At 66.8% G+C, this 26028-nt stretch carries 23 protein-coding genes and 1 tRNA gene; 15 read left to right on the top strand and 9 right to left on the bottom strand.

Translation table 11 applies throughout. The annotated features are described in order from the left end of the window. Window position 1: 1 nt before the first annotated feature. Both selA and ACFVTD_RS15550 read right to left on the bottom strand, forming a co-directional pair. Window positions 2-1333, bottom strand: coding sequence for an L-seryl-tRNA(Sec) selenium transferase (gene selA / locus ACFVTD_RS15555; protein WP_387564610.1), 1332 nt, complete (start codon window positions 1331-1333; stop codon window positions 2-4). A gap of 36 nt (window positions 1334-1369) precedes the next feature. After that, a tRNA-Sec gene (locus tag ACFVTD_RS15550) sits at window positions 1370-1464 on the bottom strand. A gap of 64 nt (window positions 1465-1528) precedes the next feature. On the opposite strand from ACFVTD_RS15550, the gene selD reads away from it, so the two are divergent. After that, window positions 1529-2533 (top strand): selenide, water dikinase SelD, encoded by a 1005-nt coding sequence (gene selD / locus ACFVTD_RS15545; protein WP_387564910.1) that lies wholly within the window; start codon window positions 1529-1531, stop codon window positions 2531-2533. A 25-nt stretch (window positions 2534-2558) separates the two neighbouring features. Here the strand turns inward: selD and nrfD are convergent, their stop codons facing one another. The 4 genes from nrfD to ACFVTD_RS15525 form a co-directional block, all read right to left on the bottom strand. After that, window positions 2559-3650 carry an NrfD/PsrC family molybdoenzyme membrane anchor subunit gene (gene nrfD, locus ACFVTD_RS15540; protein ID WP_387564608.1) on the bottom strand — a complete coding sequence of 364 codons (1092 nt, stop codon included), beginning with the start codon at window positions 3648-3650 and terminating at the stop codon, window positions 2559-2561. After that, window positions 3647-4642 carry a 4Fe-4S dicluster domain-containing protein gene (locus ACFVTD_RS15535; protein ID WP_387564606.1) on the bottom strand — a complete coding sequence of 332 codons (996 nt, stop codon included), beginning with the start codon at window positions 4640-4642 and terminating at the stop codon, window positions 3647-3649. The genes nrfD and ACFVTD_RS15535 overlap by 4 nt, the downstream gene beginning before the upstream one ends. Window positions 4643-4740: 98 nt before the next feature. After that, on the bottom strand, window positions 4741-8070 hold the full coding sequence (gene fdh / locus ACFVTD_RS15530) for a formate dehydrogenase (RefSeq protein WP_387564604.1): 3330 nt from the start codon (window positions 8068-8070) through the stop codon (window positions 4741-4743). A 168-nt stretch (window positions 8071-8238) separates the two neighbouring features. Further along, complete coding sequence (locus ACFVTD_RS15525) at window positions 8239-8511, bottom strand: hypothetical protein (RefSeq protein WP_387564602.1); 273 nt, start codon at window positions 8509-8511, stop codon at window positions 8239-8241. A 223-nt stretch (window positions 8512-8734) separates the two neighbouring features. On the opposite strand from ACFVTD_RS15525, the gene ACFVTD_RS15520 reads away from it, so the two are divergent. Both ACFVTD_RS15520 and ACFVTD_RS15515 read left to right on the top strand, forming a co-directional pair. Continuing rightward, window positions 8735-9799 carry a glucose 1-dehydrogenase gene (locus ACFVTD_RS15520; RefSeq protein WP_387564600.1) on the top strand — a complete coding sequence of 355 codons (1065 nt, stop codon included), beginning with the start codon at window positions 8735-8737 and terminating at the stop codon, window positions 9797-9799. Then, window positions 9796-10758 carry an aldose 1-epimerase family protein gene (locus ACFVTD_RS15515; RefSeq protein WP_387564598.1) on the top strand — a complete coding sequence of 321 codons (963 nt, stop codon included), beginning with the start codon at window positions 9796-9798 and terminating at the stop codon, window positions 10756-10758. Before ACFVTD_RS15520 ends, ACFVTD_RS15515 begins: the two co-directional genes overlap by 4 nt. Before the next feature lie 119 nt (window positions 10759-10877). Here ACFVTD_RS15515 and ACFVTD_RS15510 read toward each other — a convergent pair whose 3' ends face one another. Then, entirely contained in the window at window positions 10878-11378 is a 501-nt protein-coding gene (locus ACFVTD_RS15510) for a MarR family transcriptional regulator (protein ID WP_387564596.1), read from the bottom strand. 91 nt (window positions 11379-11469) lie between these two features. Here ACFVTD_RS15510 and ACFVTD_RS15505 point away from each other — a divergent pair, with 91 nt between their 5' ends. From ACFVTD_RS15505 to ACFVTD_RS15475, 7 genes are all read left to right on the top strand, one after another. Then, complete coding sequence (locus ACFVTD_RS15505) at window positions 11470-11937, top strand: hypothetical protein (protein WP_387564594.1); 468 nt, start codon at window positions 11470-11472, stop codon at window positions 11935-11937. Continuing rightward, entirely contained in the window at window positions 11934-12575 is a 642-nt protein-coding gene (locus ACFVTD_RS15500) for a gluconate 2-dehydrogenase subunit 3 family protein (protein WP_387564592.1), read from the top strand. Before ACFVTD_RS15505 ends, ACFVTD_RS15500 begins: the two co-directional genes overlap by 4 nt. Then, window positions 12572-14227, top strand: a complete 1656-nt coding sequence (locus tag ACFVTD_RS15495) for a GMC family oxidoreductase (RefSeq protein WP_387564590.1) — start codon at window positions 12572-12574, stop codon at window positions 14225-14227. The genes ACFVTD_RS15500 and ACFVTD_RS15495 overlap by 4 nt, the downstream gene beginning before the upstream one ends. A 2-nt stretch (window positions 14228-14229) precedes the next feature. Then, window positions 14230-16020 carry a thiamine pyrophosphate-requiring protein gene (locus ACFVTD_RS15490; RefSeq protein ID WP_387564588.1) on the top strand — a complete coding sequence of 597 codons (1791 nt, stop codon included), beginning with the start codon at window positions 14230-14232 and terminating at the stop codon, window positions 16018-16020. 3 nt (window positions 16021-16023) lie between these two features. Continuing rightward, on the top strand, window positions 16024-17145 hold the full coding sequence (locus ACFVTD_RS15485) for an enolase C-terminal domain-like protein (RefSeq protein ID WP_387564586.1): 1122 nt from the start codon (window positions 16024-16026) through the stop codon (window positions 17143-17145). A gap of 104 nt (window positions 17146-17249) precedes the next feature. After that, entirely contained in the window at window positions 17250-19064 is a 1815-nt protein-coding gene (locus ACFVTD_RS15480; RefSeq protein ID WP_387564584.1) for a glycoside hydrolase family 15 protein, read from the top strand. A 251-nt stretch (window positions 19065-19315) separates the two neighbouring features. Beyond that, complete coding sequence (locus ACFVTD_RS15475; protein ID WP_387564582.1) at window positions 19316-20653, top strand: MFS transporter; 1338 nt, start codon at window positions 19316-19318, stop codon at window positions 20651-20653. 40 nt (window positions 20654-20693) lie between these two features. On the opposite strand, the gene ACFVTD_RS15470 is transcribed toward ACFVTD_RS15475, so the two are convergent. After that, the gene (locus ACFVTD_RS15470) at window positions 20694-20960 is read right to left on the bottom strand and encodes a hypothetical protein (protein WP_387564580.1); all 267 of its coding nucleotides are present in this window, start codon (window positions 20958-20960) and stop codon (window positions 20694-20696) included. A gap of 216 nt (window positions 20961-21176) precedes the next feature. Here ACFVTD_RS15470 and ACFVTD_RS15465 point away from each other — a divergent pair, with 216 nt between their 5' ends. The 4 genes from ACFVTD_RS15465 to ACFVTD_RS15450 all read left to right on the top strand — a co-directional run bounded on the left by ACFVTD_RS15465 (window position 21177) and on the right by ACFVTD_RS15450 (window position 23370). Then, window positions 21177-21635 (top strand): rhodanese-like domain-containing protein, encoded by a 459-nt coding sequence (locus tag ACFVTD_RS15465; RefSeq protein ID WP_387564578.1) that lies wholly within the window; start codon window positions 21177-21179, stop codon window positions 21633-21635. A 50-nt stretch (window positions 21636-21685) separates the two neighbouring features. Then, on the top strand, window positions 21686-22606 hold the full coding sequence (locus tag ACFVTD_RS15460; protein WP_387564576.1) for an amidohydrolase family protein: 921 nt from the start codon (window positions 21686-21688) through the stop codon (window positions 22604-22606). 261 nt (window positions 22607-22867) lie between these two features. Further along, on the top strand, window positions 22868-23149 hold the full coding sequence (locus tag ACFVTD_RS15455; RefSeq protein WP_387564574.1) for a hypothetical protein: 282 nt from the start codon (window positions 22868-22870) through the stop codon (window positions 23147-23149). Further along, window positions 23140-23370 carry a hypothetical protein gene (locus ACFVTD_RS15450; protein ID WP_387564572.1) on the top strand — a complete coding sequence of 77 codons (231 nt, stop codon included), beginning with the start codon at window positions 23140-23142 and terminating at the stop codon, window positions 23368-23370. Before ACFVTD_RS15455 ends, ACFVTD_RS15450 begins: the two co-directional genes overlap by 10 nt. Before the next feature lie 346 nt (window positions 23371-23716). On the opposite strand, the gene ACFVTD_RS15445 is transcribed toward ACFVTD_RS15450, so the two are convergent. Continuing rightward, window positions 23717-25279, bottom strand: a complete 1563-nt coding sequence (locus ACFVTD_RS15445) for a CehA/McbA family metallohydrolase (protein WP_387564570.1) — start codon at window positions 25277-25279, stop codon at window positions 23717-23719. Window positions 25280-25443: 164 nt separating this feature from the next. On the opposite strand from ACFVTD_RS15445, the gene ACFVTD_RS15440 reads away from it, so the two are divergent. Continuing rightward, window positions 25444-26001, top strand: coding sequence for a hypothetical protein (locus tag ACFVTD_RS15440; RefSeq protein ID WP_387564908.1), 558 nt, complete (start codon window positions 25444-25446; stop codon window positions 25999-26001). The last annotated feature ends 27 nt before the right edge of the window (window positions 26002-26028 follow it).

The following is a 26028-nucleotide window of genomic DNA, read 5'->3' as shown; positions in this document are numbered from 1 at the left end:
CTCAGCCCGCCCCGCCGGCATCCGCGGCTCCGAGGCTTGCCAGGGCCTTCCGCACCGCCGCTGCGATCCGTACGTCGTCCTGTTCGGGGACGCACCTTAGGTCGACCAGGCAGTAGCCGTCGTGGACACGCGGCAGCACGGCCGGATCCCCGGTCCGCAGGAGCCGGGCGGCGCCTTCCGGGAGCCGGAGCGCCCACCCGGCCAGGGGAACCCCTGGAGCACCTCCGCCGCCTACCCTGCCGTCGTGCGGGACCACGGCTGCGCCGAGTTCCTGGGCAAGCCGGTCGGTACGGCGGCGCAACTGCCCGGCGTCGGCGTGCAGGGCCTGGACTACCGGCGGCGCGCTGCCGGCAACGGTCGCCTCCAGGGCGGCGAGGGCAAGTTTGTCGGCCCTGACCGCGCGGGCCAACGGGTGGCGGGCCAGCCGCGCAATGACTTCCCTGCGGCCCAGCAACAGGCCGGCCTGGGGGCCGCCCAGCAGTTTGTCGCCGCTGGCAATGACGACGTCGGCCCCGCTCACCAAAGCGGTGGCGGCATCCGGCTCGTCAGGCAGGAAAGGGTCCGGTGCCAGCAGTCCGCTGCCGAGGTCGGCCACCAAGGGCACCCCGTGGTCCGTAGCCAGGCGGCTCAACTCATCCACGGGGACGGCCGAAGTGAAGCCGTCAACGCGGAAGTTGCTGGGATGGACCTTGAGGATGCACCCGGTATCCGGTCCGAGTGCCCCGGCGTAGTCATGGAGGTGGGTCCGGTTGGTGGTGCCTACTTCACGAAGCCTCGAGCCCGTGGATTCCATCAGGTCGGTGAGCCTGAACCCGGCACCGATTTCCACCAGTTCACCACGGCTCAGAACCACCTCGCGGCCGGCAGCAAGGGCTGTCGTGGCGAGCACCAGCGCTGCCGCACCGTTGTTCACCACCAGCGCGTCCCCGGCCGCCGGACACGCAGCGAGAAGGGCGGCACGGGCACCGGCGCCGCGGCGGGAACGGCTGCCGTCCGAAAGGTCCAGCTCCACGTCTACGTAACCGCTGGCCGCCACGAGGGCAGCAACCGCGCCTTCGGAAAGCGGGGCACGCCCCAGGTTCGTGTGGACGATAACTCCGGTGGCATTCAGGACCGGGCGAAGGGTTGTCGCTGTCCGGGCGGCGACGGCTGCCAGCAGGGCAGGTTCCACCTGGCCGGGCGGGAGCCCGCCGCTCCGGGCCTGCTCCTGGATTTCCCGGACGAGTTCGCGGATGATCCGCCCGTTGAGCCGGGTGCGGGCCTCGCGGACCGCTGGCAAGGCCAGCAGGTCGTTCGTGCGGGGAATCAGGCGCCGGGGATCGACCTGGTCCACAGCCCTCCTCGTATCGCGGCATCCGTTGCCGAAAGTTGGCGGTGGCGGACGGGAATCGAACCCGCCAGGCCGAGATGCTCAGCCGCACCGGTTTTGAAGACCGGGGGGCCCACCAGGACCCGGACGCCACCGCGCCTCAATATAGCAGGGTTGCCTTGAAGGTACGCTGGGCAGGTGAATGAGGCCCAGACGTCAATCCAGCAACTCGATGACGGTGCTGCCGGCGCAGTCCGGCTGACCGACTATGCCCACGGGGGTGGCTGCGCCTGCAAGATTCCCCCGGGCGAGCTCGAAGATGCGGTCCGTGGCCTGATCGGCCAGCCCGGGGCCGAGGTGCTGGTGGGCCTTGACAGCGGCGACGACGCGGCGGCGGTCCTGGTACGCGAGGACCTTGCCGTCCTGACCACCGCGGACTTTTTCACCCCGGTGGTCAACGACGCCTTCGACTGGGGCCGGATTGCCGCGGCCAATGCGCTTTCGGACATTTACGCCATGGGCGGGCGGCCGGTCACGGCCATCAACCTCGTCGGCTGGCCCCGCGGCGTCCTGCCCATGGAGTTGATGACCGAAGTCCTGCGTGGCGGCCTGAGTGTGGCTTCGCAGGCGGGTTGCCCGGTGTTGGGGGGCCACTCGATTGACGATCCGGAGCCAAAGTACGGCATGGCAGTGACCGGCGTGGCCCATCCGGACCGTTTGCTCCGCAATGATGCCGCCCTACCCGGATTGCCCATCACGCTCACCAAGCCGATCGGCGTCGGGCTTCTCAACAACCGGCACAAGCAGACCGGTGAGGTGTTCGCTGAGGCTGTGGAAACCATGGCTTCCCTGAACCGGGACGCGGCGGACGCTGCGGTGGCTGCCGGTGCCAGGGCGGCTACGGACGTGACCGGTTTCGGCCTTCTTGGACACCTTTACAAGATGGTCCGGGCCTCGGGCGTGGGAGCAGTGATTGACCTGGCCTCGGTACCGGTGATCCAGGGAGCCCGTGAGGCGCTCCGGGACGGCTTCGTCTCCGGCGGTACCCGGCGCAACCTGGACTGGGTCAGGCCGCATCTCAGCGCCACCCCCGGCGTCAGCGACGACGACCTGCTGCTGCTGGCTGATGCCCAGACCTCGGGTGGCCTGCTGGTGGTGGGCGAGATCCCCGGGCACCCCGTTATTGGGCACACCACCGCAGGAAAGGGTATCGAGGTCCGCTAAGCCGCAAAGCCCCGCGGGCAGCCGGTCAGCTGCCGGTAGTGATCGAGTCCCCAGTGACCCCCGCCGCGCGGCGGGCCGCGAGCCGGTTCTTCTGCGGTTCAATGGTGTACCGCGGATCCCTGGCCGATTCGAGGCCCGCCTCGAACACACCGAACCGGGTCAGCGCCGAAGCGGTAAGCAGCGCCAGTCCCGAGGCGGCGGCCACCACACGGTTCCGTCCGCCCAGCAGCGCGCCGAGGCCGCCGGCGACGGCCAGCCGCTCGCTCCATGTGAGCATTGCCCCGGCCTTGCCCTGGTGCAGCGGTTCGGCGGCAACCGGGTCCATCCGGCGCTCCATCACCTTCATGGCGGCAACGTCGCCCAGGACGCCCAGGACGGCGAGATTCCGCGCCGGACCTGTTTCCCGCACCGGCGTCGTGACCATGGCCAGTCCGGCGGAGGCGAGGCAGGCGGAACTCACGAAAACGAACGGCAGTTCCTCATGGGCGGCGTTCCATGTCGGTGTGGCAGTGTCGCCCAGGAGGACGGCGGTATAGGCAGCCAGGGGGCCGGCGAAAACTGCTGCTTCAATGCCGGCTGGTCCTTCGACCGCCTGCAGGACCTTGCGCAAGGGACCCAAGGGCAGCCGGTTACCGCTCATCCGGTCGATTTCCGCCACGGCTGACACTCCTGCGCCGGCGCTGAAGGCGCTCAGGATCCACGAGCCGACGCTCATCGGGGAGGTGACCTTGAAAGTCCGCAGCATGTGCAGGAAGCGTTCCGGCCTGCCCAGGTCCTTCACCAGGAAGACTGCTCCGGCGCCCACTGCCGCCAGGGCGCCCAGCCGGGCATTCCTGCGCAGCACCGGGCGTCCGGTCAACTGCCCGCCGAGCCCAAGGAAGCCCGAGCCGGCAGCCACGCCACCCAGGAAAAGGTAGATCGCGACGTCGTCGCCCCAGGGGGCTGGCTTAACCACCGGACGGCCGTAGTAGGAAGTGAATTCCGGCTCCGGAACCATCGGCATTTCCCGGGAACCGTCACCGTTGTCCCGACGGCGGCCGGTGCCACGTTTGCCGCCCTCACGTCGCCGGCGGGCAGGTTCGGACGGCCGGAAGCCGTCGAACTCGGAAAGTGTCACGCGCGTCCTCCCAGGAAAGCCAAGGCAGCAGCGGCGGCCATTCCGGCCACTGCCAGGCCGGCCCGCCGGTACATCGTCGGCAGGTCAGCTGTGGGTACCCGCGGGTCCGGCGGAAGCCCGTAGACCTCCGGTTCGTCGAGGAGGAGGAACACCGATCCGGTGCCGCCGACGCCGTCGTTCTCATTCGCGCCGTACAGCCTGGCCTCGGTCATTCCCTGCGCGTGCAGGGTGTCAACGCGTTCCCGGGCCGTCTCCACCATGGCGTCGTGGTCGCCGAACTTGATGGACGTCGTAGGGCACGCCTTTGCACACGCAGGCGTCTCATCGGCCACCAGGCGGTCGTAGCACAGCGTGCATTTCTGGGCGATGCCCTCGTTGGGGACTGCGGGATGCTTGGCGTGCTGTTCCTCCCGGCTGGTGGCGACCTTGACGGTGCCGTTGCTGCGGCGCTCAATCACGCCGAACGGGCACCCTGCCACGCAGGTTCCGCAGCCGTTGCAGACGTCGTCCTGGACCACCACGGTGCCGAACTCGGTGCGGAACAGCGCGCCGGTGGGGCATACGTCCAGGCACCCGGCATGGGTGCAGTGTTTACAGACGTCGGAGGACATCAGCCAGCGGAAGTCGGCGGTGTCCGGCGGGGTGGTGTCAGCCTGGTCCATCGCAGCCGGCGTGGGGGGACCGATCCGGGGCATGCCCAGGCTGACCAGGGCCCGGCCGGATTCGCGGGCTTCGACGATGCGTTCCTGGCCCTGTTCGATGAAGGCGACATGACGCCACGTGCTGGCACCCAGCGAACCGGTGTTGTCGTAGGAGGAACCCAGCAGTTCGAGGCTGCCGTCCTGCGGGTTGTGGTTCCACTCCTTGCACGCCACTTCGCAGGCCTTGCAGCCGATGCAGATCGAGGTGTCGGTAAAGAATCCCTTACGCGGATGGTTGTGTTCCCAGTGGGCATCGGCGGTGGGATCGGTCGGTCCGGACAGCTGGCCCATCTAGTTCTCCAACGTCGGGTCGGTGCCCTGAACGCTGCACTGCGGCTGCGTTCCGGGCCGGGCAAGGTTTGCGTCGGCGGGACGGAGGATGACCCTCATCATCGCGGCCCACCATCGGCGTCGCCGTTTTCGCGTGCGGGCTCGATGCCTTCCGTCTCAGGGTCGGTGACCGTCTGGTTGCCGGTCTCGATGGTCAGCCCGGCCCTAGTCTGGTACTCGGCAACGAGGGCAAGGAGGTCCTCCCCGCGCGGCCGGCGGCCTGGACGGATATCGCAGGACGCCACCTTGGATTCCTGGATCTGGACGTTGGGATCAAGGGTCACACCCAGCAGGTCGTTGGCGGCGTCACCGCTGACCACAGCATCGCTGCCGACGCCCCAGTGGTAGGGCAGGCCGATCTGGTGCACGGTGTGGCCGCCAACGGCCAGCGGCCTCATCCGGTCGGTCACGAGCACCTTCGCCTCAATGGCAGAGCGGGGCGAGATGATGGTGGCCCACCCGTAGGGTTCCAGTCCGCGCTCGGCGGCCAGCTCGGGCGACACTTCGCAGAACATCTCCGGCTGCAGCTCCGAGAGGTACGGCAGCCAGCGGCTCATCCCGCCCGCCGTGTGGTGCTCCGTGAGCCGGTATGTGGTGAAGACGAATGGATAGACATCCGCCCCGGGGGTACCGGCGCTCGGTGCGCTGAGGTTGTCCTTGCGGGCGTACTTCAATCGCGCCGGACTCTGCTGCTGCGGATACAACCCGTTGGCCACGGGTGATTCCTGGGCCTCGTAGTGGGTCGGCAGCGGGCCGTCCACGAGCCCCTTGGGGGCGAACAGCCAGCCCTTGCCGTCGGACTGCATGATGAACGGATCGTCCCCGCTGAGCGCGGCCGGGCCGCCCACCGAAGGGTCGGGTTTGCTGCCGGGGGCCAGGGTCGGCGGGAAGTCGGGGACGTCGTCGCCGACCCACTTGCCTTGCTCCTCGTCCCACCAAACGTATTTCTTGCGTTCGCTCCACGGCTTGCCGGCCGGATCGGCGGAGGCCCGGTTGTACAGGATCCGTCGGTTGGCTGGCCAGGCCCAGCCCCAATCCGTGGCTGCTGGGCCCTGCTCCTGGCCCGGCTTCCGGTCGGCGGCGTGGTTGACGCCCTCGGCGTACACGCCGGTGTAGATCCAGCAACCCCCGGACGTGGAGCCGTCGGCGCGCATCTCGGTGTAGGCGGAGAGGGGCTTACCGGCATCCGGGCCAGTGAGGTGACGGCCATTGATCTCCGCCAGCACCGACTCGGGATCCGGATCGCCGTGCTCGTCCGTGGGGTAATCCCAGGTCAGGTCCAGCAGCGGCCGGTCCCGTTCGTCCTGGGAGTCGGCGAGCTTCTCCCGGATCCGGTGCCCGAGTTCATAGAAGAACTGAAGTTCGCTCTGGCACTCGCCCGGCGGGGCCACCGCCTGGTGGCGCCACTGAAGCAGCCGCTGAGTCTGGGTGAAAGACCCTGCCTTCTCCACGTGGGTCGCCGCGGGCAGGAAGAAGACCTCGGTCTCGATGTCCTCGGTGCGCAGTTCCCCGGATTCAATCTCCGGGCCGTCCTTCCACCACGTTGCCGACTCGATCATGTTCAGATCGCGGACCACCAGCCACTTCAGGTGGGACATGCCCAGGCGCTGCATCCGGCCGTGGGCCGAGCCGACAGCCGGGTTCTGGCCGAGCAGGAAGTAGCCTTCCACTTCGTCCCGCAGCATGCTCATCACGGTCTCGTAGGTCCCGTGCGCACCGGTCAACCGGGGCAGGTAGTCGTAGGCCCAGTCGTTGTCCGCCGTCGCCGCGTCGCCCCACCAGGCCTTCAGCAGGCTGATGGTGTACGCGTCGGCGTCGGCCCAGAACCCCTTCTGGTTCTTCGAGGCGTTGGCCTTCAGGTACTCCTCCAGGGAGTCGTGCCGGCCGGCGCTGGGCATGGGCAGGTAGCCGGGCAGGAGGTTGAACAACGTGGGAATGTCGGTGGAGCCCTGGATGCTGGCATGGCCGCGCAGGGCCATGATGCCTCCGCCGGGGCGTCCTACATTCCCAAGCAGCAACTGGAGGATCGCCGCGGCGCGGATGAACTGTGCCCCCAGCGAGTGCTGGGTCCAGCCGACCGCGTAGGCGAAGCAGGTGGTCCGGTCGCGGCCGGAGTTCTCCGTAATGGTCTTGGCCAGGTAGGCAAAGTCCGCTTCGCTGATGCCGCACATGTCGCGCACCATCTCCGGGGTGTAGCGGGAATAATGCCGCTTCACGATCTGGAAGACAGTCCGGGGGTTCTGGAGCGTGTCGTCGCGCATGACCTCGGCGTGTTCGAGGGGCGGCCCGCCGCTGCCGAAGGTATCACCGGACGCCCGGGCGCCGGCCTCGGCGCCGTGCTCCGGACCGGCCGGTTCGCCGATGGCGCCATCACTGGCTTCGTCGTAGGCCCATGATGAGTTGTCGTAACCGCCCTTTTCCGGGTCGAAACCGGAGAACAGGCCACCGAGGTCCTCGGCGTCGCGGTAGTCCTCATGGACCAGCGTGGCCGCATTGGTGTACGCGGTCACGTATTCCTTGAACCACAGGTCGTTGGCGATGACGTAATTGATGAGGGCGCCAAGGAGCACAACGTCAGAGCCGGCCCGGATTGGGATGTGTTTGTCCGAGACGGCCGACGTCCGCGTGAACCGGGGGTCGATGTGGATGACCTTCGCCCCGCGGGCTTTAGCCTCGGCAACCCACTGGAATCCCACGGGATGGCACTCGGCCATGTTGGAACCCTGGATGATGATGCAATCGGCGTTGGCCATGTCCTGCAGTGACTGCGTAGCGCCACCGCGTCCAAACGAGGCTCCCAAACTGGGAACCGTTGCGGAGTGTCAAATACGCGCCTGGTTCTCGGTCTGCACCGCCCCGGCGGCAGTGAAGAGCTTCTTGATCAGGTAGTTCTCTTCGTTGTCCAGGGTTGCCCCGCCCAGTGAGGCGATACCCATGGTCCTGCGCAGCAGCCGGCCGTGTTCATCTTCCTGCTGCCACGTCCTGCGGCGGGTCTCGATGAAACGGTCCGCGACCATCTCGACGGCGGTGGCCAGGTCCAGGCGCTGCCATTCCGTCGATCGTGGCGCCCGGTAAAGGACTTTGGTCTGCCGGCCCGGCGAATTCACCAGTTGCTCGCTGGCGGAACCCTTGGGGCAGAGCCGGCCGCGGGAAATGGGTGAATCCGGGTCGCCTTCGATCTGGACGACCTTCTCATCCTTGACGTAGACGCGCTGGCCGCACCCCACAGCACAGTAGGGGCACACGCTTTGGACGACGCGGTCGGCGGTGGCGGTCCGGGGGGCGATTGCCTCCGTCCTGGCCGAGGTAACCGACGGACCACGGCCCAAAAGGTCGCCCGTGGTCAACTGACGGACGACCGGCCATTGAAGAAAACTTCGCGGTGCCATTTCTGGAGCATATCCCAGAGGGCGGCACGAGCAACAGGACGGGCGGGGCGTGTCTCCCGGTCCTGCCGTCGTCGTGCGCAACACCCAAAAAAGGCCGCTGCAGGCCGGGACGTTCCGGTGCTGCAACGGCCAATGGAACAGCCCAGCGCCGCGGGCTGCACGGTCCGTTTACCGCTCGATACTGACGCTGAGGTCGAGGTGGATGTTCTCGCTCGCCAGCCGCTCCTGGAGGTACTGGGCGAGGCTGGCATCGGTGGCGGTATGCGCGCCCTTTGGGACTGCTCCGCGGAACACAGCCTGGGTGTTCGTTGACCTGAGCACATCCAGGGGCGTGGACCGGAGATGTCCGTCGGTCAGGCGTTCGATGTCGGTGCGGAAAGTGCATTGGTGGGCATGCCGCGCGGAGGCGTGCATGGTGAATGGAATGAAAGCTACGGGCAAGGGAGTCCTTTCGAACGAGGCAGCCTGCGGTCCGGCACCTCGTTATCAACAAGGCGAAAGCAGGCCCGGATATTCCCTCCGGGTGCCAACGGAGGCGGACATCACGGGCATGCGTTCCTACCGGACCCCGGGCGGCAGATAATATTCACAGCCCACTGATCATTGCGCCAACGCAACTAAAGAACGAGACTGGCTGTACGGACTGTCCATTTGAGGAGGGACGATGCGTGCACTGACAGTGACACCGGGCTCCACAGGCTCACTGCGCCTGCGCGATATCCCGGAACCGCCGGAAAACGAGGGCCCGGTGCTGGTGGAGGCATTGGCGGTGGGGCTCTGCGGGACCGACACCGAGATCATCAAAGCAGAGTACGGGGAAGCGCCACCGGGCCAGGACTACCTTGTGCTTGGGCACGAGAATCTTGGCCGGGTAGTGGACGCTCCCCCGGCTTCCAGCCTGGAGAAGGGTGACCTGGTGGTGGGAATTGTCCGCCGCCCGGACCCGGAACCCTGCAAGGCCTGCGCCGCGGGTGAATGGGACATGTGCCTGAACGGGAACTACACCGAGCACGGCATCAAAGGCCTCGACGGTTTCGCGCGGCAGCATTGGCGGGCGGACGCCGATGCAATGGTCAAACTCGACTCCGGCCTGGAGGACGTGGGCGTGCTGCTCGAACCCACCACAATCGTTGCCAAGGCCTGGGAACAGATCAACAGGATCGGGCAGCGTGCCTTTTTCGATCCCCACACGGCGGTGGTTACCGGGGCTGGGCCCGTTGGCCTGCTCGCGGCACTGGCTGGGATCCAGCAGGGCCTGGACGTCCACGTATTCGACGTCGTAACGGACGGACCGAAGCCACAGCTTGTCCGCGACCTGGGGGCGACCTACCACAGCGAACCCCTTCCGGAATCAGGCCTGAAGCCGGACGTCCTGGTCGAATGCACGGGAGTCACTCCGGTGGTCCTCGATGCCCTCAAGTGCCGGGACCAGGACGCCATCACCTGCCTCACCGGTGTTTCGGGAACCGGAAAACAGACAAAAGTGGATGTCGGCGCCCTCAACCGCGAGGAGGTGCTCATGAATGGTGTGGTGTTTGGCAGTGTCAACGCCAACCGGCGCCACTACGACGCCGCCGCCCAGGTACTTGCCACGGCGGACCGCGGCTGGCTGGGGCGCCTCATCAGCCGGCGCATTCCCTTGGAGGACTTCGCAGTCGCTTTCCAGCACCGGCCCGACGACGTCAAGGTAGTCCTCGACATGCCCCGCGGAAGGAGCCCGCAGCCATGACGGGGGAACCCGCCCACTTCGCCGCCGGAACGGACCGCCGGCTCCCCTCGGGGCAGCAATACGCCATCGCCTCAGGCCGGCAGGAAGTTCTTGTGACTGAGGTCGGAGGCGCCCTCCGAAGCTATAGGCACCACGGAAGGAACCTCCTGGATGATTACGGGCCGGAGGACATGTGCACGGGAGCGCGCGGACAGTCCCTCATCCCCTGGCCCAACAGGATCAGCGGCGGAAGCTACAACTGGGAAGGCAGGCGTCTCCAGCTTGACCTGAGCGAGCCGGACAAGGGCGGAGCCATCCACGGGCTGACACGGTGGAGAAACTGGACCGTGCGGCATCATACGGAGGACGCCATCTCCTTCACTTACACCCTGCACTCCTGCCAAGGCTGGCCCTGGGTGCTCGACTGCCGCCTGGATTACCAGCTTGGCGACGGAGGATTGAGCGTACGCACCACGTCAGTGAACTGCAGCCCGGAACCGTGCCCGTACGGCACCGGGGCGCACCCCTATCTCAGTACCGGCGTCGGCCAGCCGGGTTCCATCGACTCCGCGTTGGTCCAAGTGCCCGGCCGGACCTTCCTGCCGGTGGATGGGCGCGGCATCCCCACCGGGCATGAACAGGTGGACGGCACCGAATATGACCTTGGGGAGCTCCAGCAGCTCGGTGAACGGCACATCGATGTCGCCTACACCGGCCTGGTCCGTGACGGAGACGGCCGAGCCCGGGTAAAGCTCCTGCGACCGGACCACTCCGGAGGAGTTGAACTGTGGGTGGACGAGGCATACCCGTACCTGGAAATCTTCACCGGGGACACCCTGCCCCAGCCGGAACGGCACCGCTCCGGGCTGGGAGTCGAACCCATGACATGCGCCCCTGACGCCCTCAACTCAGGCGAAGGCCTGACCACCCTCGAGCCGGGGCAATCCCACACGGGCGAATGGGGCATCAGCCCGCTCTAGAACGCTGGACGCCCGGACCGGCCCTCCGGAACCAAGCGACGGCAAATCACCAACTATTGCGTCTGCGCAAGTAGGGGAGTTCAATGGAATATGGCGTGCGGCAGCAGAAACCGGCTATTTCAGGTGCCGGCTCCCAACGTAAAGCGGCCGTCAGAAGTGCCTTGGCCGCCGGCAGCGGCCGCGAAGGCCTCCAAGGCAGCAGCCAGCGCGGGGCGGCGGCCCGACGGCATCCGCGAAATGACCTCCGCAATCGCCTTCCGGCGGTGGTCCAGCACCGAGTCAACCAAGGACTTTCCCTTTACGCTGAGCTCCAGCCGAACGTATCGCCGGTCCGCCGGATCCTCCCTCCGCTCCAACAGGCCGGCAGCGACCAGGCGGTCGCAAATGCGGGTGGCATTGGAGGCATGCACGCCCAGCTCGGCTGCCACCCCGCCAAGGTTCTGCGGTCCCCGGGTGTGGATAAGGACCAGCACCCGCAGCTGCGGAGTGTTCACCACATCCTCGACTTCGGCAACCGAACGTGCCACAACCCCCAGAAGGGTGTCTGCGGCCAGCATCACCGCCTCAACCTCCCGGCTGGAAGGTTCCGGCATGGGTTCAGGTCCACCAGCAGCATCCATGGGGACCAGTTTCCTCCGATAGTTGCTCTCCCGCAAAGTTTGATGGTTCCAAATGACCAGCGCGGGGCTTTCGGTCAAGGTAAGGAGAATCGTGGGAACACACCAGGCAGAAAAGGCCGTCGCCGGAACAGTCCACGGCATCGACAGGCTCATTACGGACGTGCAGACGGGCCGGTTTGAGCGGTCGCTCTCAGCGCTGACCGCCGCGGGCGCCCTGGTGACCGCTGCGGAGATCTTCCTTGAGCACGACAAAGCGAGTTTCGGCAACAAGTGGATGTGGGCGCCTGTGGCTCTTGGCCCGGTTGGCGCGGCCGCAGGCATTGCCGCGGTCTGCAGTCGCCGCATGGCCAAGACGGCACTCCCGCTGGCCAGCGCAGCCATCGTGGCGAACGGCCTGCAGGGCACTTGGCTGCACCTGCAGGGAATCAGGCAGAAACCGGGGGGCCTGTCAAACCTGCGCTACAACCTGGAGATGGGTCCGCCGCTGTTCGCACCGCTGCTGGTGACGATGGTTGGAGGCATGGGTGTCCTCGCCTCGGTCCTGAGGAGGGAGCCATGAGCGCGCTCCCTTTGGGCGGGGACGACGGCGGCGGCCGGTACCCGGGCTTCAGCAGCCTCGCCCAGGCGCGGCACTGGGACCCCGTGACAGCCGCCGTCGTGCAGTCCAGGATGGCGCCGCCTCCGGATCTGCGCTTCTTCACCCCGGCGGAGGAGGCAGCGGCCCGCTGCCTGTTCGACCAACTGCTGGGGCAGCATGCGGAACCCCGGGTGCCGGTGGTGAGCATGGTGGACGCGCGCCTTGCCGCGGAGCAAACGGACGGCTGGCACTACGGAAACATGCCCCGCGACGGCGAAGCCTGGCGGGCGTCGCTGGCCGGGCTCGACCACGAGGCCCGATCCCGGGAGGACTGCACCTTCGCCCAACTCAGCCGCGAAGTGCAGGCCGGACTGCTGCAGGACATCTATGACCTGGACCAGGACCCGTGGCACGGCCTCCCCGCGGACCGGGTCTGGAGCCTCTGGACCCGGTACGCCTGCACCGCGTTCTACTCCCATCCCCTGGCCTGGGACGAAATCGGCTTTGCCGGCCCGGCGTACCCTCGCGGCTACAAAAACCTGGGCGTGGACCGGCTGGAGCCGTTCGAAGTGCGTGACGTCCGCCCTGGCGCAGACCCCACCCGAGAGATCGGCCTGTGAGCAGCCTGCGCGGGCGGAACGAATCAGCGTGGCTGCTGCCAGCCGGACCCGGCAGCAACGGGCGCCTGCGCGCGGACATGCGCCGATTCCGCGACGACGACGAGGTGGACATTGTCATCGTGGGCTGCGGCGCCGGGGGCGCCACGCTGCTCCAGCGCCTCGCGCGCGCCGGGTGGCGGGCCGTTGGCCTTGACGCGGGGCCGTTCTGGGAACCCGGGCAGGACTGGGTCAGCGACGAAGCCGGCTCCCACCGCCTGTACTGGACCGAGCCGCGGGTCATCACCGGCAATGATCCGGTTCCCCTGGGCTCCAACAACTCGGGCCGGGGCGTGGGTGGCTCCATGGTCCACTTTGCGGGCTACACTCCCCGGTTCCATCCGAGCGACTTCCATACCTGGAGCGCGGATGGGGTGGGCGCCGACTGGCCGCTTGGGTACGCCGAACTCCGGGAGTTCTACGAGGACATCGAAGCGGAACTGCCCGTCGCGGGAGAGCACTGGCCGTGGGGCGACCCGCACGGCTACCCCCACCGGCCACACCCGGTATCCGGCAACGGGGAGCTGTTCCTGCGAGGTGCGAACGCCTGCGGCATCACCGCAAAGGTTGGGCCGGTGGCCATCGCCAACGGCCGCTTCGGCAACCGCCCGCACTGCATCTACCGGGGCTTCTGCCTCCAGGGCTGCAAGGTCAACGCCAAGGCCTCTCCCCTGATCACCCATGTCCCGGATGCCCTGGCACACGGCGCCGAAATCCGGGCCGACTCGATGGCCACCCGCGTAGGGTTTGACGAGCGCACAGGCCTGGCGACCGGCGTCGAATACATCCAGGGCGGCGTCCCCCGGTTCCAGCGCGCCCAAATGGTGGCCGTGGCCGGCTACTCGATCGAAACGCCCCGGCTCCTGCTGAACTCCGCGTCGTCGCGCTTCCCGGACGGAATGTGCAACGACTTCGACCAGGTGGGCCGGTACCTCATGGTCCAGGGGGCGCCGCAGACCGCAGGCAGGTTCCAGGCGGAGGTCCGGATGTGGAAGGCCCCGCCGCCGGAAGTCAGCACCGAGGACTTCTACGAAACAGACCCAGGCAAGCCGTACAAGCGCGGCTTCTCCATCCAGACTGTTTCACCCCTTCCCATAACGTGGGCGGAACACGTTGCAGCGCAGGGCCACTGGGGGGCGGCGCTGCGCCGGTACATGAGCGACTACCCGCACTGGGCCTGCCTGGGTGCACTCTGCGAATTCCTGCCCCTTCCAGGAAACAGGGTGACGCTTGCTGAGGAAACGGACCGCCACGGGATCCCCGTTGCCCGATTCAGCTACAGCCAGTGCAGCAACGACCGGCAGCTCATGTCCGCAGCGCAAAAGGTCATGGAGGAAATCCTGACGGCGGCAGGGGCGGAGGAGGTCATCACCATCAACCGCTACGCACACCTGGTGGGCGGGGCCCGCATGGCCGCCACCGAAGACGCCGGCGTGGTGGACCGCAACCTGCGCAGTTATGCCGTACCCAACCTGCTGGTTACCGATGGCAGCGTGCTGCCCACCCAGGGCAGCGCAAATCCGGCCCTGACCATCATGGCGCTGGCGGCCCGCGCCGCCCGTGTCCTGGTCCAAAGCGCCCGCAGGGGCGTCCCGATGAGCATGAAAGAAGACTGATCATGTCAATTACTGTGGCTGACTACCTGCTCTCCCGCTTGGGCGAGTGGGGCGTGGACAAGGTCTTCGGCTTCCCCGGAGACGGCATCAACGGCATCCTCGCCGCGTTCGGCAAAGCGGACAACCACCCGAAATTCATCCAGGCCCGGCACGAGGAGATGGCCGCTTTCGAGGCTGTGGGCTACGCCAAGTTCGGTGGACGCCCCGCCATCTGTATGGCTACCTCCGGCCCAGGCGCGATCCACCTGCTCAACGGACTGTACGACGCCAAGCTGGACCATGTTCCGGTGGTGGCCATCGTCGGCCAGACGGCGCGGAGCGCGATGGGCGGGTCCTACCAGCAGGAAGTCGACCTGCTGACCCTGTTCAAGGATGTTGCCTCGGATTACGTCCAGATGGTCACCGTTCCGCAGCAGCTGCCCAACGTCATTGACCGCGCCATCCGCATCGCCGAAGCGCAGCGCGCCCCTACCGCGGTGATCATTCCCGCCGACGTCCAGGAACTCGAGTACGCCGCACCCACCCACGAATTCAAGATGGTCCCCTCCAGCGTCGGCGTCCAGTGGCCGGACATCCAACCCGACAGTGCTTCAATCCGTGGCGCCGCCCAACTCCTGAACGAGGGCTCAAAGGTGGCCATTCTCCTGGGACAGGGCGCCCGCGGCGCCGCCCCGAAGGTCCGGGAAGTGGCGGAGTTGCTGGGTGCCGGCGTGGCCAAGGCCCTGCTGGGCAAGGACTCACTGCCTGACGACCTGCCGTACGTCACGGGTTCCATCGGCCTGCTGGGAACAAGGCCCAGCTACGAGATGATGCGCGACTGCGACACCCTGCTCACGGTGGGCTCCAGCTTCCCCTACACCCAGTTCCTGCCGGAGCCCGGACAGGCCCGCGGCGTGCAGATCGACGTCGACCCGAAAATGATCGGCCTGCGGTACACGAACGAGTTCAACATTGTGGCCGACGCCGGCACCGCGCTGCGAGCGCTCATTCCACACCTGGACCGGAAGAAGAACCGGTCCTGGCAGGAGGGCCTGGAAAAGTCCGTCAGCCGCTGGTGGGAAACCATGCACGACGAGGCCATGGTCAGCGCCGACCCCGTCAACCCCATGCGGCTGTTCGCCGAACTCTCCAGCCGGCTCCCGGAAAACGCCATGCTCAGTGCTGATTCGGGCTCATCAGCCAACTGGTACGCCCGGCAGCTGAAGTTCAGGGAAGGGGTGAGGGGCTCGCTGTCAGGGAACCTCGCCACCATGGGCCCGGGTGTCCCGTACGCCATCGGTGCCAAGTTTGCGCACCCGGACCGGCCTGCCATCGCGTTCGCCGGCGACGGCGCCATGCAGATGAATGGCCTCGCGGAACTGATTACCATCAAGCACTATTGGCAGGAATGGAGCGACCCCCGGCTGGTGGTGGCCGTCCTGCATAACAACGACCTCAACCAGGTCACCTGGGAAATGCGTGCCATGGGTGGCGTGCCGGCCTTCCGCGAGTCCCAGGCCCTGCCCGACGTCGACTACGCGGGTTTCGCGGAAAGCCTGGGGCTGCAGGGCATCCACGTTGAGGACCCCGACGACGTGGGGCCGGCCTGGGAGAAGGCCCTCGCCACGGACAGGCCCACGGTTTTGGATGTCCGCACCGACCCGGATATACCGCCCATCCCGCCGCACGCCACCCTGGAGCAGGCGCGCAAGACAGCCGAAGCCATGGTCAAGGGCGATGACAGTGCCTGGGGCGTGGTGAAGGAGGGGGTCAGGACCAAGCTCCAGGAATTCCTGCCCCACAAGGAGGGCTGAGCCTTGGCCAGTACTGGGCCGGACCGTGCGGAGGCTCCCGTCAGTGCCGTCCGGGCCGCAGCATACACTGTTCCCACGGAAGGGCCGGAAGCGGACGGCACGTTCAGCTGGGACTCCACCACCATGGTGCTGGTCCAGGCAGCCGCGAACGGGAAGGCCGGTGTGGGCTGGACCTACGCGCCCGCGGCTGCAGCAGCCCTGGTGGAGGACCTTCTCGGTCCTGCCGTGTGCGGCGTGGACGCACTTGACGTTCCCGCTGCCGCGACGGCCATGGCACGTGCCGTACGCAACCCGGGAAGGACGGGCCTGGCATCCTACGCCGTGTCCGCCGTCGACTGTGCCCTGTGGGACCTGAAGGCCCGGCTCCTGGACCTTCCGCTGCACAAGTTGCTCGGCGCCGTCAGGGACAAGGTGGCGGTCTATGGCAGCGGCGGCTTCACGACCTACACGGCAACCCAGCTGCGCGACCAGCTCGAAGGCTGGGCCCACGGCCAGCACATCCCCAGGGTGAAGATCAAGATTGGCCAGGACAACGGGGCGGATGTCCGGCGGGACCTGGAGCGCATCCGGCAGGCGCGTGCCGCCGTCGGCCCTGGCGTGGAGCTTTTCGTCGACGCCAACGGTGCGTACACCGCCAAGCAGGCGATCCGCGTGATGCGCGCGGTCTCCGGCGAGGATGTTTCCTGGTTCGAGGAGCCGGTCTCGAGCGACAACCTGCCGGGGCTCCGGGAGGTCAGGGAGGCGGTGGACGCCGACGTGGCCGCCGGCGAATACGGGACCGGCCTCCCCTACTTCCAGCGGATGTGTGCGGCCGGTGCGGTCGACTGCCTGCAGGCGGACGTGAGCAGGTGCGGGGGCATCAGCGAATGGCTCCGCGTCGCCGCGGTCGCCGCTGCCCACGGACTGGAGGTCTCCGGCCACTGCGCTCCCAACCTGAGCGCCGCCGTCGCTGCCGCCACCCCCAATTTCCGCCACCTGGAGTGGTTCGCAGACCACGTCCGCATCGAGAACCTCTTCTTCGATGGAACGCTGGACCCCGACGGCGGGTGGCTCAGCCCCGGAGCCGGCAACGGCAACGGCTTGTCGCTGCGCACGGCGGTGGCTGACGGATACCGGGTGGGCTGACCCGCCGCTCCGTCCCGCCCACAGCCCAGAACGCGAGGAAGGACCCGTTCAATGGAGACACCGCACCGTGGACCGGCAGGTCGTCCGGCACCAAGTGGTGCCTGATGGCAGAAATCAGCGACTATGCAATGGTGGGCGACCTGCACACGGCGGCCCTGGTTGGCCGAAGCGGTTCCATTGACTGGATGTGCCTGCCGGACTTCGACTCACCGGCCTGCTTTGCGGCACTCCTCGACTTTCCGGAGGCGGGACGCTGGCTCCTGGCCCCCGCCGGTGCCGGCAACTGCACCCGGCGGCGCTACCGGCCCGGAACCCTGATCCTGGAGACCGAGTGGGACACTGCCGGCGGCAGCGTGCGGGTGACGGATTTCATGCCTGCCCGCGACGACTCCGTCGACATGGTCCGCATCGTGGAGGGTCTCAACGGGAGCGTACCCATGATCGGCGAACTGCTGCTCCGCTTCGACTACGGGCGCATCGTTCCCTGGGTCCGGCGCACAGATACCGGCATCAGCGCCATCGCCGGTCCGGACGCCGCCTATCTCAGCACCCCGGCCCCCGTGAAAGGCCAGGACATGCGGACCATCAGCGAATTCACCGTAAAGGCCGGCGAGCGGGTCCCGTTCGTCCTGCACTGGGCCCCCAGCTGGAAGCCAGTTCCGGACCGTACGGACCCCCACCGGGCCTTGGCTTCCACGCAGGCTTTTTGGGACCACTGGACCGGCCGCAACACCACTTCCGGTCCGTACCAGGAAGCCGTCCAGCGGTCCCTCATCACCCTCAAGGCCTTGACCTATGCCCCCACCGGCGGCATCGTGGCGGCCCCCACCACATCCCTGCCCGAAGACCCCGGCGGCAGCCGCAACTGGGACTACCGGTTCTGCTGGCTCCGGGACGCCACCCTGACACTGCAGTCCCTGCTGGCCTGCGGTTATACCGAGGAAGCAAGTGCCTGGCGGGAATGGCTCCTGCGGGCCGTCGCGGGAGACCCTGCCGATCTGCAGATCATGTACGGGATCGATGGCACGCGCAGGCTCCCCGAAGCGGAACTTCCGTGGCTCCGGGGCTTCAAGGACTCGAAGCCGGTCCGGACGGGAAACGCAGCCGCACCGCAACTTCAGCTCGACGTTTGGGGCGAGGTACTCGATGGCCTTGCACTCACCCGGGCTGCCGCCACTGACGGTGCGGCGGATGATTCCTGGGACATCCAGGTGGCCCTCATGGAATACCTTGAAGGAGCCTGGGACCAGCCGGACAACGGGCTTTGGGAGATGCGCGGCCCACGCCGCAACTTCACCCATTCCAAGGTCATGGCCTGGGTCGCCGCCGACCGGATGGTCAAAGGGATACAGCAGTACCGGCTGCCCGGTCCCCAGGTGCGATGGGCGGCGCTGCGGCAGCAGATCCACGACGACGTCATGGCGCACGGCTTCGACGAAGAGCACAACACTTTCGTCCAGTCCTACGGCAGCACCGAACTCGACGCGAGCCTGCTGCTGATCCCGCGCGTCGGATTCCTGCCCCGCAACCATCCACGCGTCACCGGCACTGTCGAAGCTATCCAAAAGCACCTCACCCGGGACGGCTTCGTGCTGCGCTACCACCCGGAAGCGGCCAATGACGGGCTGCCCGGCACCGAAGGCGTGTTCCTTGCCTGCTCCTTCTGGCTCGTCGACGCGCTCCTGGGAATAGGGCGCCGGGAGCAGGCCACCGCCCTGTTCGAACGCTTGTTGACGCTCCGCAACGACGTGGGCCTGCTCAGTGAAGAATGGGACCCGAAGAACCACCGCCAACTCGGAAACACTCCGCAGGCCTTCAGCCACTTCCCCCTTATCCACTGTGCCCTGCAGCTTGAACACCCACGTCCCGGCTCGAGCGACACGGCACTGCCCGGCTCCGGACCCGGATCCGGCCGGTAAGGCCAGGGAAAACCTTTCGCGCCCCGCCAGTTTCCTTGCGTTAACGCAACAGTTGCTATTGAATAAGAGAATGGTTTGCGCATGAGGGTCGCTGGCGAGCCGACGGTTTCTAATGTCCACCGGCGTGGCGGCCCCCGCACAAGTCCCGCTCCTTCCGTCCCGCACGGAAAGCTGGCCCGTCCGGGTCCGCGGGAGAGCGTCAGCATGCTGGGTGCTATCCAATAAGCCCATATTGCGAAGGAGCAATACCGATGGCACGCAACGCCATTTCAGCAACGGCAGTGGGAAACGCCCGGTGGAAGCGGCTGATTCCCGTCGCCATCATTGTCTACATCATCTCGTTCATGGACCGGACCAACATCGGGTTCGCCCTCAACGGCCTCCACCAGGACCTGGGCATCGACGCTGCCCAACAGGGGCTGGCTGCCGGAATCTTCTTTATTGGCTATTTGGTCCTGCAGATACCGGGCGGCCACCTCGCCGAGCACTGGAGTGCCAAGAAGTTCGTCGGCATCATGGTGCTCGTCTGGGGCGTTCTTGCTGTCCTGTCCGGATTCATCCAGGATTTCACCCAGCTGCTTGTGGTGCGCTTCTTCCTCGGCGTGGCCGAGGCCGGGATCTGGCCGGCGATCCTTGTCCTGATCAGCCACTGGTTCCCGGCTGCCGAACGGGCACGGGCCTATGCGTTCTGGATGATGAACATCGCCATCGCGTCAATCATCACGGCCCCTCTATCCGGATGGATACTGTCCTTCTCGGACTGGCGGTGGTTGTTCATCATCGAGGGTATCTTCCCGTTCATTATCGCCGCACCGCTGTGGTGGGCCCTCATTGCCGACCACCCGCGCGACGCCAAATGGTGCTCCGACCAGGAACGGGAGTACATCGAACAGGGTTTGGCGGCCGACGCCGCAGCACATCCGCAACAGGAAAACCTCGGCCTCCGGCACGTCCTGTCAAACACTGTCGTGTGGCGGCTGACCCTGGTCTATTTCCTCATCCAGATCGGGTTCTACGGCATCAATATCTGGCTTCCCCACGTCATCAAGACCATTACGTCCGGGTCCTCGGTGGAGGTGGGGCTGATCACCGCAATTCCTTACGTGCTGGCCATGGTGGGCCTCTGGTACAACGCCAAGGCCGCCGACCGTTCCGGCCGCTACTCCACCCACGTGCTCCTGTCGATGGCCATTGGCGCAGTTGCCCTGGTTATCTCGGTGGCCACCGGGGACAACCTTCCATTCCTTGCGGTGACCCTCATCAGCATCGCCGTCGCCGGAGCCCTGGCCTATGACGGGCCCTTCTGGGCCTCGGCATCCCGCGCCATGCCGGTGGCAGTGGCCGGCACCGCCATGGGACTGATTAATGCGGTGGGGAATCTCGGCGGATTCGTGGGACCCTACGTGGGCGGGTATCTCCAGGACGTAACGCACGGCAGTTTCCTGGCCACATCCATCTTCCTGGCCTGCTGCCTGCTCGCCGCCGGCCTTGTGATGCTCAGCCTGCGCCGCGGCGGCGACAGGCCAGTGCCGGGCGGACACGTGGACGGGCACGAATCCCGGCAGAGGCATGCCGGGAAGGTTGGCTAGTCCACGGATGCGGCCGTGGCCCAAGGTTCCCCGGCAGACGTCACTCAGCGGTCACGTCGTGGGGCGGCACCACGAGCGGCACGCGATGCCCGTGGAGCCTCCACCCGTGGGCATCCGTGAAGCCGGCCAACGCCGGGCCCTCCCCGTACAGGCGGCTGTCAGCGGACGCGTGCCGCAGGACTGCACTGATGCAGGGCAGGCCTCTCAGGGTCTTCTGGGCGTAGGCCAGGGCTTCATGCAGCGTGCCGCCCGCGACGGCAGCCCGGTCCACGACATGGGTAGTTACGTACTCCAGGAAGTACGGCACAGGACGCAGCTTCGCACATCTCGGACCACCCGCGTAGAGGCCTTTGTCACGCCAAGCCGGCACCGCTGCCTTCCCGGTCGCCACATGGCCCCATGGCCACATGGCGTGGCGGGGCTGCTGTGCCGCTCCTCCGTCCATAATCTGTAGAGAGTGATCGGCCTGCTTCGCATCATTGTGGGTCGGACGTCCAGGGAACGGGAAAGAGCGGGGTCATCGGTGGAACAGGGTCATACGTTCGGCAACGACGCTTCGATCACGCAGCCCATCCCGGATCAGGCCAGTCCCGCCGGGAGGCTAACGATCGACCAGTTGCTCCTGCAGTGCCGGATCGGACTGGAGCGTGTCCAGCCTTCCGATCTTGAACGGGAAATGGCAGCGGGCGCCCTTGTTGTGGATACACGGCCTGCCGATCAGCGGGACCGTGATGGGGAACTCCCCGGAGCAACCGTCATTGATCGGAACGTGCTCGAGTGGCGGCTGGACCCTTCCAGCCCCCACCGGATTTCCGGCGCCGACGACGTCAACCGGAGGATCGTGGTGGTCTGCAATGAGGGGTACAGTTCCAGTCTCGCTGCCCATACCCTGCAACGGCTGGGACTGGCCCGGGCCACCGACCTTGTTGGCGGTTTCCAGGCATGGGCCGCGCTCCGGAGGCAGCCCGGCCAGCTGCCCTAAGCCGCGGGTCCGTTGAAGTTCCAGCCTGTTAGCCGGAAGTCGAAAGGAGCATGACGATCGCAGGACCACGTGCAGACGGTGAAATTCCCGCCTACCTGCGCGCACTGGGCTTACCGGGGTTGGCCGATATCCACGTCCATTTCCTCCCGGATCCCGTGATGCGCAAAGTCTGGTCGTACTTTGACCATGCAGAGGAGAACTACGGGCGGCCGTGGCCCGTCCGCTACCGCACCGATGAGCAAACCCGGCTTGCGTCCCTGCGGGACTTCGGACTCAAAGCCATCCCGGCGTTGTCGTACGCACATAAACCGGGCATGGCCCAGTGGCTCAACGACTGGAGCCTGGAGTTCGCCCGCCGCGTTCCGGATGCCCTCCACTGCGCGACACTGTATCCCGAACCAGGTGTTGGCCAGTACGTCCGGGCCGCCATCGACGCCGGTGCGAAGCTGTTTAAGGTCCACGTCAAGGTAGGCGGCTTCGCGCCCGAGGATCCGCTCCTCGACGACGCATGGGAAGCGCTCGAGGGCGCGGCCATCCCGGTAGTCATCCACGCGGGATCGGCCCCATTGGCCGGGACCTACACGGGCCCCGGCCACATCCAGCGACTGCTTTCCAGGTTTCCTGCGCTCGTCCTGGTAATCGCCCACATGGGCATGCCGGAGTATCACGCCTTCGCGGACCTTGCCACGGATTATCCCGGGGTCTACCTCGACACCACGATGGTCGGCACCGACTTCACCAACACCTTCGCCCCCATGCCCAACAGCTACCTGAACCGCCTTACCGGCTTGCAGGACCGCATCATCCTCGGGTCCGATTTTCCGAACATTCCGTACGCCTACGCCCATCAACTCGAAGCACTGGACCGGCTGGATCTCGGCGAAGACTGGCTGCGGGCCGTGTTATGGGAGAACGGCGCCCGCCTCCTCGGCCTGCCGCGGTCCGAACGCGCCCTGCCCGGCACGGCTTGACCACCTGGCCGGCAGGTCTTTGTCCTTGAGGAAGGGTGGCGTGAACAACAGGGGCAGCAGTGGCCTATCCTGCAGCCGATGCTCCGTTCAGGCATGCTCCACGCATGCACTGACGCCGCCCGCCCTCCGGCCGCGCGTCGCAACGCTGTTGGCGATGCACGCGGTGCGATCCGCACACTGCCGCCGGCCCGGCGTCGTCCGTTTTCCCCAAAGCGCACAACCTCCATTCCGCCGTCCTGGCCCGGAGCGTACATTGTGCACATGAGACAGACCCACCATGTCCGTCGCGACGTCCTCGCCGGGCGGCTCCTGGACGTCGCCGAATTCACCCATGCGCACTGGTTTTTCGGCAACCTCTATGAGCTTCTCGTCAAGGTTCCCCACCGCGTGGCTGGCGCCGAGGCCAGTAGCGAACTCCCCCGCTCCCCTTTCGGGGCAGGCAGCCCGGGCCGGTACTACGCCCCGGTTGCACCACTCAATGCGCCTGCAGCCATCGGGCAGTCGTCATGGGGTGGGACCGCCCGTCCGCCAGGGTGTCACTGATCGTTGGCGCCGCCAGTTCCGCCGCCGGCGCGGCCGCAACCGCCTACGTTCTTCGGTATCTCAATCCGCGGCTGTTTTTCAGCCCGCACCCCCTGCCGGAGGACCAACGCAGCCCCCTGCTGGCGCGGTGGTACCGGCTCCACAGCCTGCGGCTGGCGGCCAGCGCCGTGGCACTGGCCGCCTTCCATCACGCCCGGACCGAGGCGCTCAGCTCCCGGTGATCGACGCCCCCTAAATTGGAGGCACGAATGCCACAGGCCCCGGGAAGTGGCAGCAACCGCGGGCCGGAAGAATTCGTGCCCCGGCGGTGCGGAGTTTCACCCACCTCTCCCCGGCGTGCGGTCCTATGCTGTGGCTATGCACCCCTTAGTGGCGATCGGCCTGGTGTTCCTCACCTGGCTCGCTTGGACGGGCACCATCCTGACCTTGTTGGTGTCCCTTGCAAAAGCCCGACGGCGGCGCCCAGCCCGCGCCGGACACAGTGGAACAGCTGCCCAGCCCAGGCCAACTGACATGGCGCCAGCCAGGACCTAACAGCCCCGCGCGCGTGCCCCTGCCCCGGGAAGGTTAGTTGGCCCCGAGAAAGATCGGGTTGGTCAACGCAGCCATCGGGCCCAGCAAGAGGGCTGCGCCCATGTTGGTTCCGTTGCTGGCTGTTCCATCGGGCATTGGATGGCGGACTTCGGCCCTGACATAAGCGGAAAGCTGGGCGGTGGTGACCCAGGTGTGCGAGCCTTGTCCGGAGGCCGGGAGGGTGACTTGCTGCGTCTGCCCTTCGTCGGTGATGATCCGGACGACGCCATTGGGAATCCCGCTGACCTTCACACTGACGGTGACGGGTGCATCGGCTTTGACGTCGAGCCTCTCCCCTACGCCTGCCTGACGGCCGCCTGCTGAAACACCGAAGTCCAGGGAGATGTTGGCGGACTCGGCGATCCAGCTGCGCCCATTGCGGATGCCGTCAAGGACGGCGTCATGGGACAGGGCCGCGGCGTTGACCACGTTGTGCGGCAGGCCGATGACCTGCGGCTCGCTGTGGGCATCGCTGTTGCCCATGGCCGGGACCCAGCGTCCGCCGGTGCGCACCGAATGGGCGAGCATCGAGTCCCACGTGTTGATGGCATATTCGTCGTCCACGGTCCATGGGCCGGTCCAGACCTCGACGGCGTCGGCATCGTCGTAGCCGAACTTCCAGCGGCAGGCCACATAGGGGCAGTACGGGTGGGCGGGGACCACCAATCCGCCGGAGGCGTGGATATGCTGGGCCTCCTGCTCGAAGCCCTTGTCCCGGGCGCGGTAGCGCCAGTCGATCCAGTCCCCTGGTTCGATGCCCAGCGCGAGGTAGTGGCCGTTGCGGGTGGTGACTTCCTCGCCCGTGAGGATCAGCAGGTCCTCGCCGGCGAAGGGTCCCCAGACTCCGTGGGAGGCAGGGGTGTTGTGGTCGGTGCTGATCATGAAGTCGAGTTTCGCTGCCCGCGCCCCGGCAGCGACTTCAGCCGGCGTGCGCTTGCCGTCGGAGTAGATGGTGTGCAGATGGGCGTCTCCGCGGTACCAGCCCGGCCCGCGTCCGTTCACCTGTTTGGGCGGGTACTGGGGACGGAATGGGGTGCCGTCAGGGCCGTAGTCGAGGGTGACGTTGACGGTGTAGTCCATGCCTTGTTCGGCCACCTGGTAGGGGCCCAGCGCGATATTCCAGGTGCCTTTGCCCACCGGCCCAGGCAGGTACCCTGGGGTGGCTTCGGCGGCGCTGATGAAGAATTCAGTACGGAAGCCGCCGGACCAGCCGCGGAATCCCTTTCCGGCAAGGTCGGTGCCCTTCTCGTCGAAAACTCCAATGTCGCAGGCGTTGGACAGGAGTCCCGGAGCCACCGAGGGTTTGCTGTAGCTGTAGGAAACGCTGATCCTGTTGACGCCGGCGGGCACCTCGACCGGCAGGTACACGAAGTCAGCCGCACCGGGATCGAGGTGCCCGGTGATCGTCTTGGTTCTGCTGGTTCCTGTATCGGCAGCAGCAAAGGACATGGGGGCCAGCGTCACGGCGGCACCGGCCAGCGCAGCGGCAAGGAAGCCGCGGCGGGAAGGGGACAGGAAAACACTTTCGGCCTCGTGGGCCTTGCATGGTGAAGTCACCGCCCGAGTCTCACCATGCGGACTGAACTGCAAGCGACGTGCTGGCGAACACCCGGAGAACCGCTGTACTTAATTCGTAGTCAAGTAGCAGTTATCGGACAGGCCGGTTCCAGTCCGGCCTGGTTGCCTGACACGGCGGCCATGACCACTATTGTTTTGTGGCCATGAACGCCGTCCGGCACCGACTGGTTCCGTCCCTGTGTTTGCTGGTCCCACTGGCAGCCGCGGCGGGATGTGCCTATGACTACCCGGACCCGGCCAACAGGACATCGGCCGAAGCCGGCGTTACCCCCGTACCCGGACCCTCCGGGGAAACGGAGACCGCCACGCCAACGCCGGACCCGGTGGTCCTTGAGCGGGAGGGCAGGAACTACCAGGAGCTGGACGGACTCCTTAAGTCCGTGCCGGGGCCGGTACTTCTCTTTCAGGAAGGGCCACTTGACGGCCCTGCCCGGGGTTTTGGCACAATCGAGCAGGTGCCCGCGGCCGGCCGATACACAGTGACGGCAGCCTGCGTTGGCGGGTCCAACGCCAAAATCTTCGTCCGGCAGGAGAATCCCAAGGTCACCCTCTGGCCCGTCGAGTTCACTGTGGACTGCCCGGGGGTAACGTCGCAGGTGATCACGTTCCAGGAAGGCTACGTGTCCGCGCATCTGTCCTTGCCGGGGCCAGCAGATACACCGTGGACGGGCGCGGTCGGTGGAGTACGCATAACCGGCTGAACCAAGCTCTGCGTGGTTGCCTGGGCC

Source organism: Pseudarthrobacter sp. NPDC058119, from assembly GCF_042884655.1.
Taxonomy (GTDB): Bacteria; Actinomycetota; Actinomycetes; order Actinomycetales; family Micrococcaceae; genus Arthrobacter.
This window is presented reverse-complemented; position numbering and strand designations above follow the sequence as displayed.

What these genes read in the sequence shown, in the direction of transcription:
- ACFVTD_RS15535 (WP_387564606.1), bottom strand. Translation starts at nt 4,642, where the DNA reads ATGGGCCAGCTGTCCGGACCGACCGATCCCACCGCCGATGCCCACTGG.
- ACFVTD_RS15520 (WP_387564600.1), top strand. Translation starts at nt 8,735, where the DNA reads ATGCGTGCACTGACAGTGACACCGGGCTCCACAGGCTCACTGCGCCTG.
- ACFVTD_RS15515 (WP_387564598.1), top strand. Translation starts at nt 9,796, where the DNA reads ATGACGGGGGAACCCGCCCACTTCGCCGCCGGAACGGACCGCCGGCTC.
- ACFVTD_RS15510 (WP_387564596.1), bottom strand. Translation starts at nt 11,378, where the DNA reads ATGGATGCTGCTGGTGGACCTGAACCCATGCCGGAACCTTCCAGCCGG.
- ACFVTD_RS15500 (WP_387564592.1), top strand. Translation starts at nt 11,934, where the DNA reads ATGAGCGCGCTCCCTTTGGGCGGGGACGACGGCGGCGGCCGGTACCCG.
- ACFVTD_RS15490 (WP_387564588.1), top strand. Translation starts at nt 14,230, where the DNA reads ATGTCAATTACTGTGGCTGACTACCTGCTCTCCCGCTTGGGCGAGTGG.
- ACFVTD_RS15480 (WP_387564584.1), top strand. Translation starts at nt 17,250, where the DNA reads ATGGCAGAAATCAGCGACTATGCAATGGTGGGCGACCTGCACACGGCG.
- ACFVTD_RS15475 (WP_387564582.1), top strand. Translation starts at nt 19,316, where the DNA reads ATGGCACGCAACGCCATTTCAGCAACGGCAGTGGGAAACGCCCGGTGG.
- ACFVTD_RS15460 (WP_387564576.1), top strand. Translation starts at nt 21,686, where the DNA reads ATGACGATCGCAGGACCACGTGCAGACGGTGAAATTCCCGCCTACCTG.
- ACFVTD_RS15455 (WP_387564574.1), top strand. Translation starts at nt 22,868, where the DNA reads ATGAGACAGACCCACCATGTCCGTCGCGACGTCCTCGCCGGGCGGCTC.
- ACFVTD_RS15440 (WP_387564908.1), top strand. Translation starts at nt 25,444, where the DNA reads ATGAACGCCGTCCGGCACCGACTGGTTCCGTCCCTGTGTTTGCTGGTC.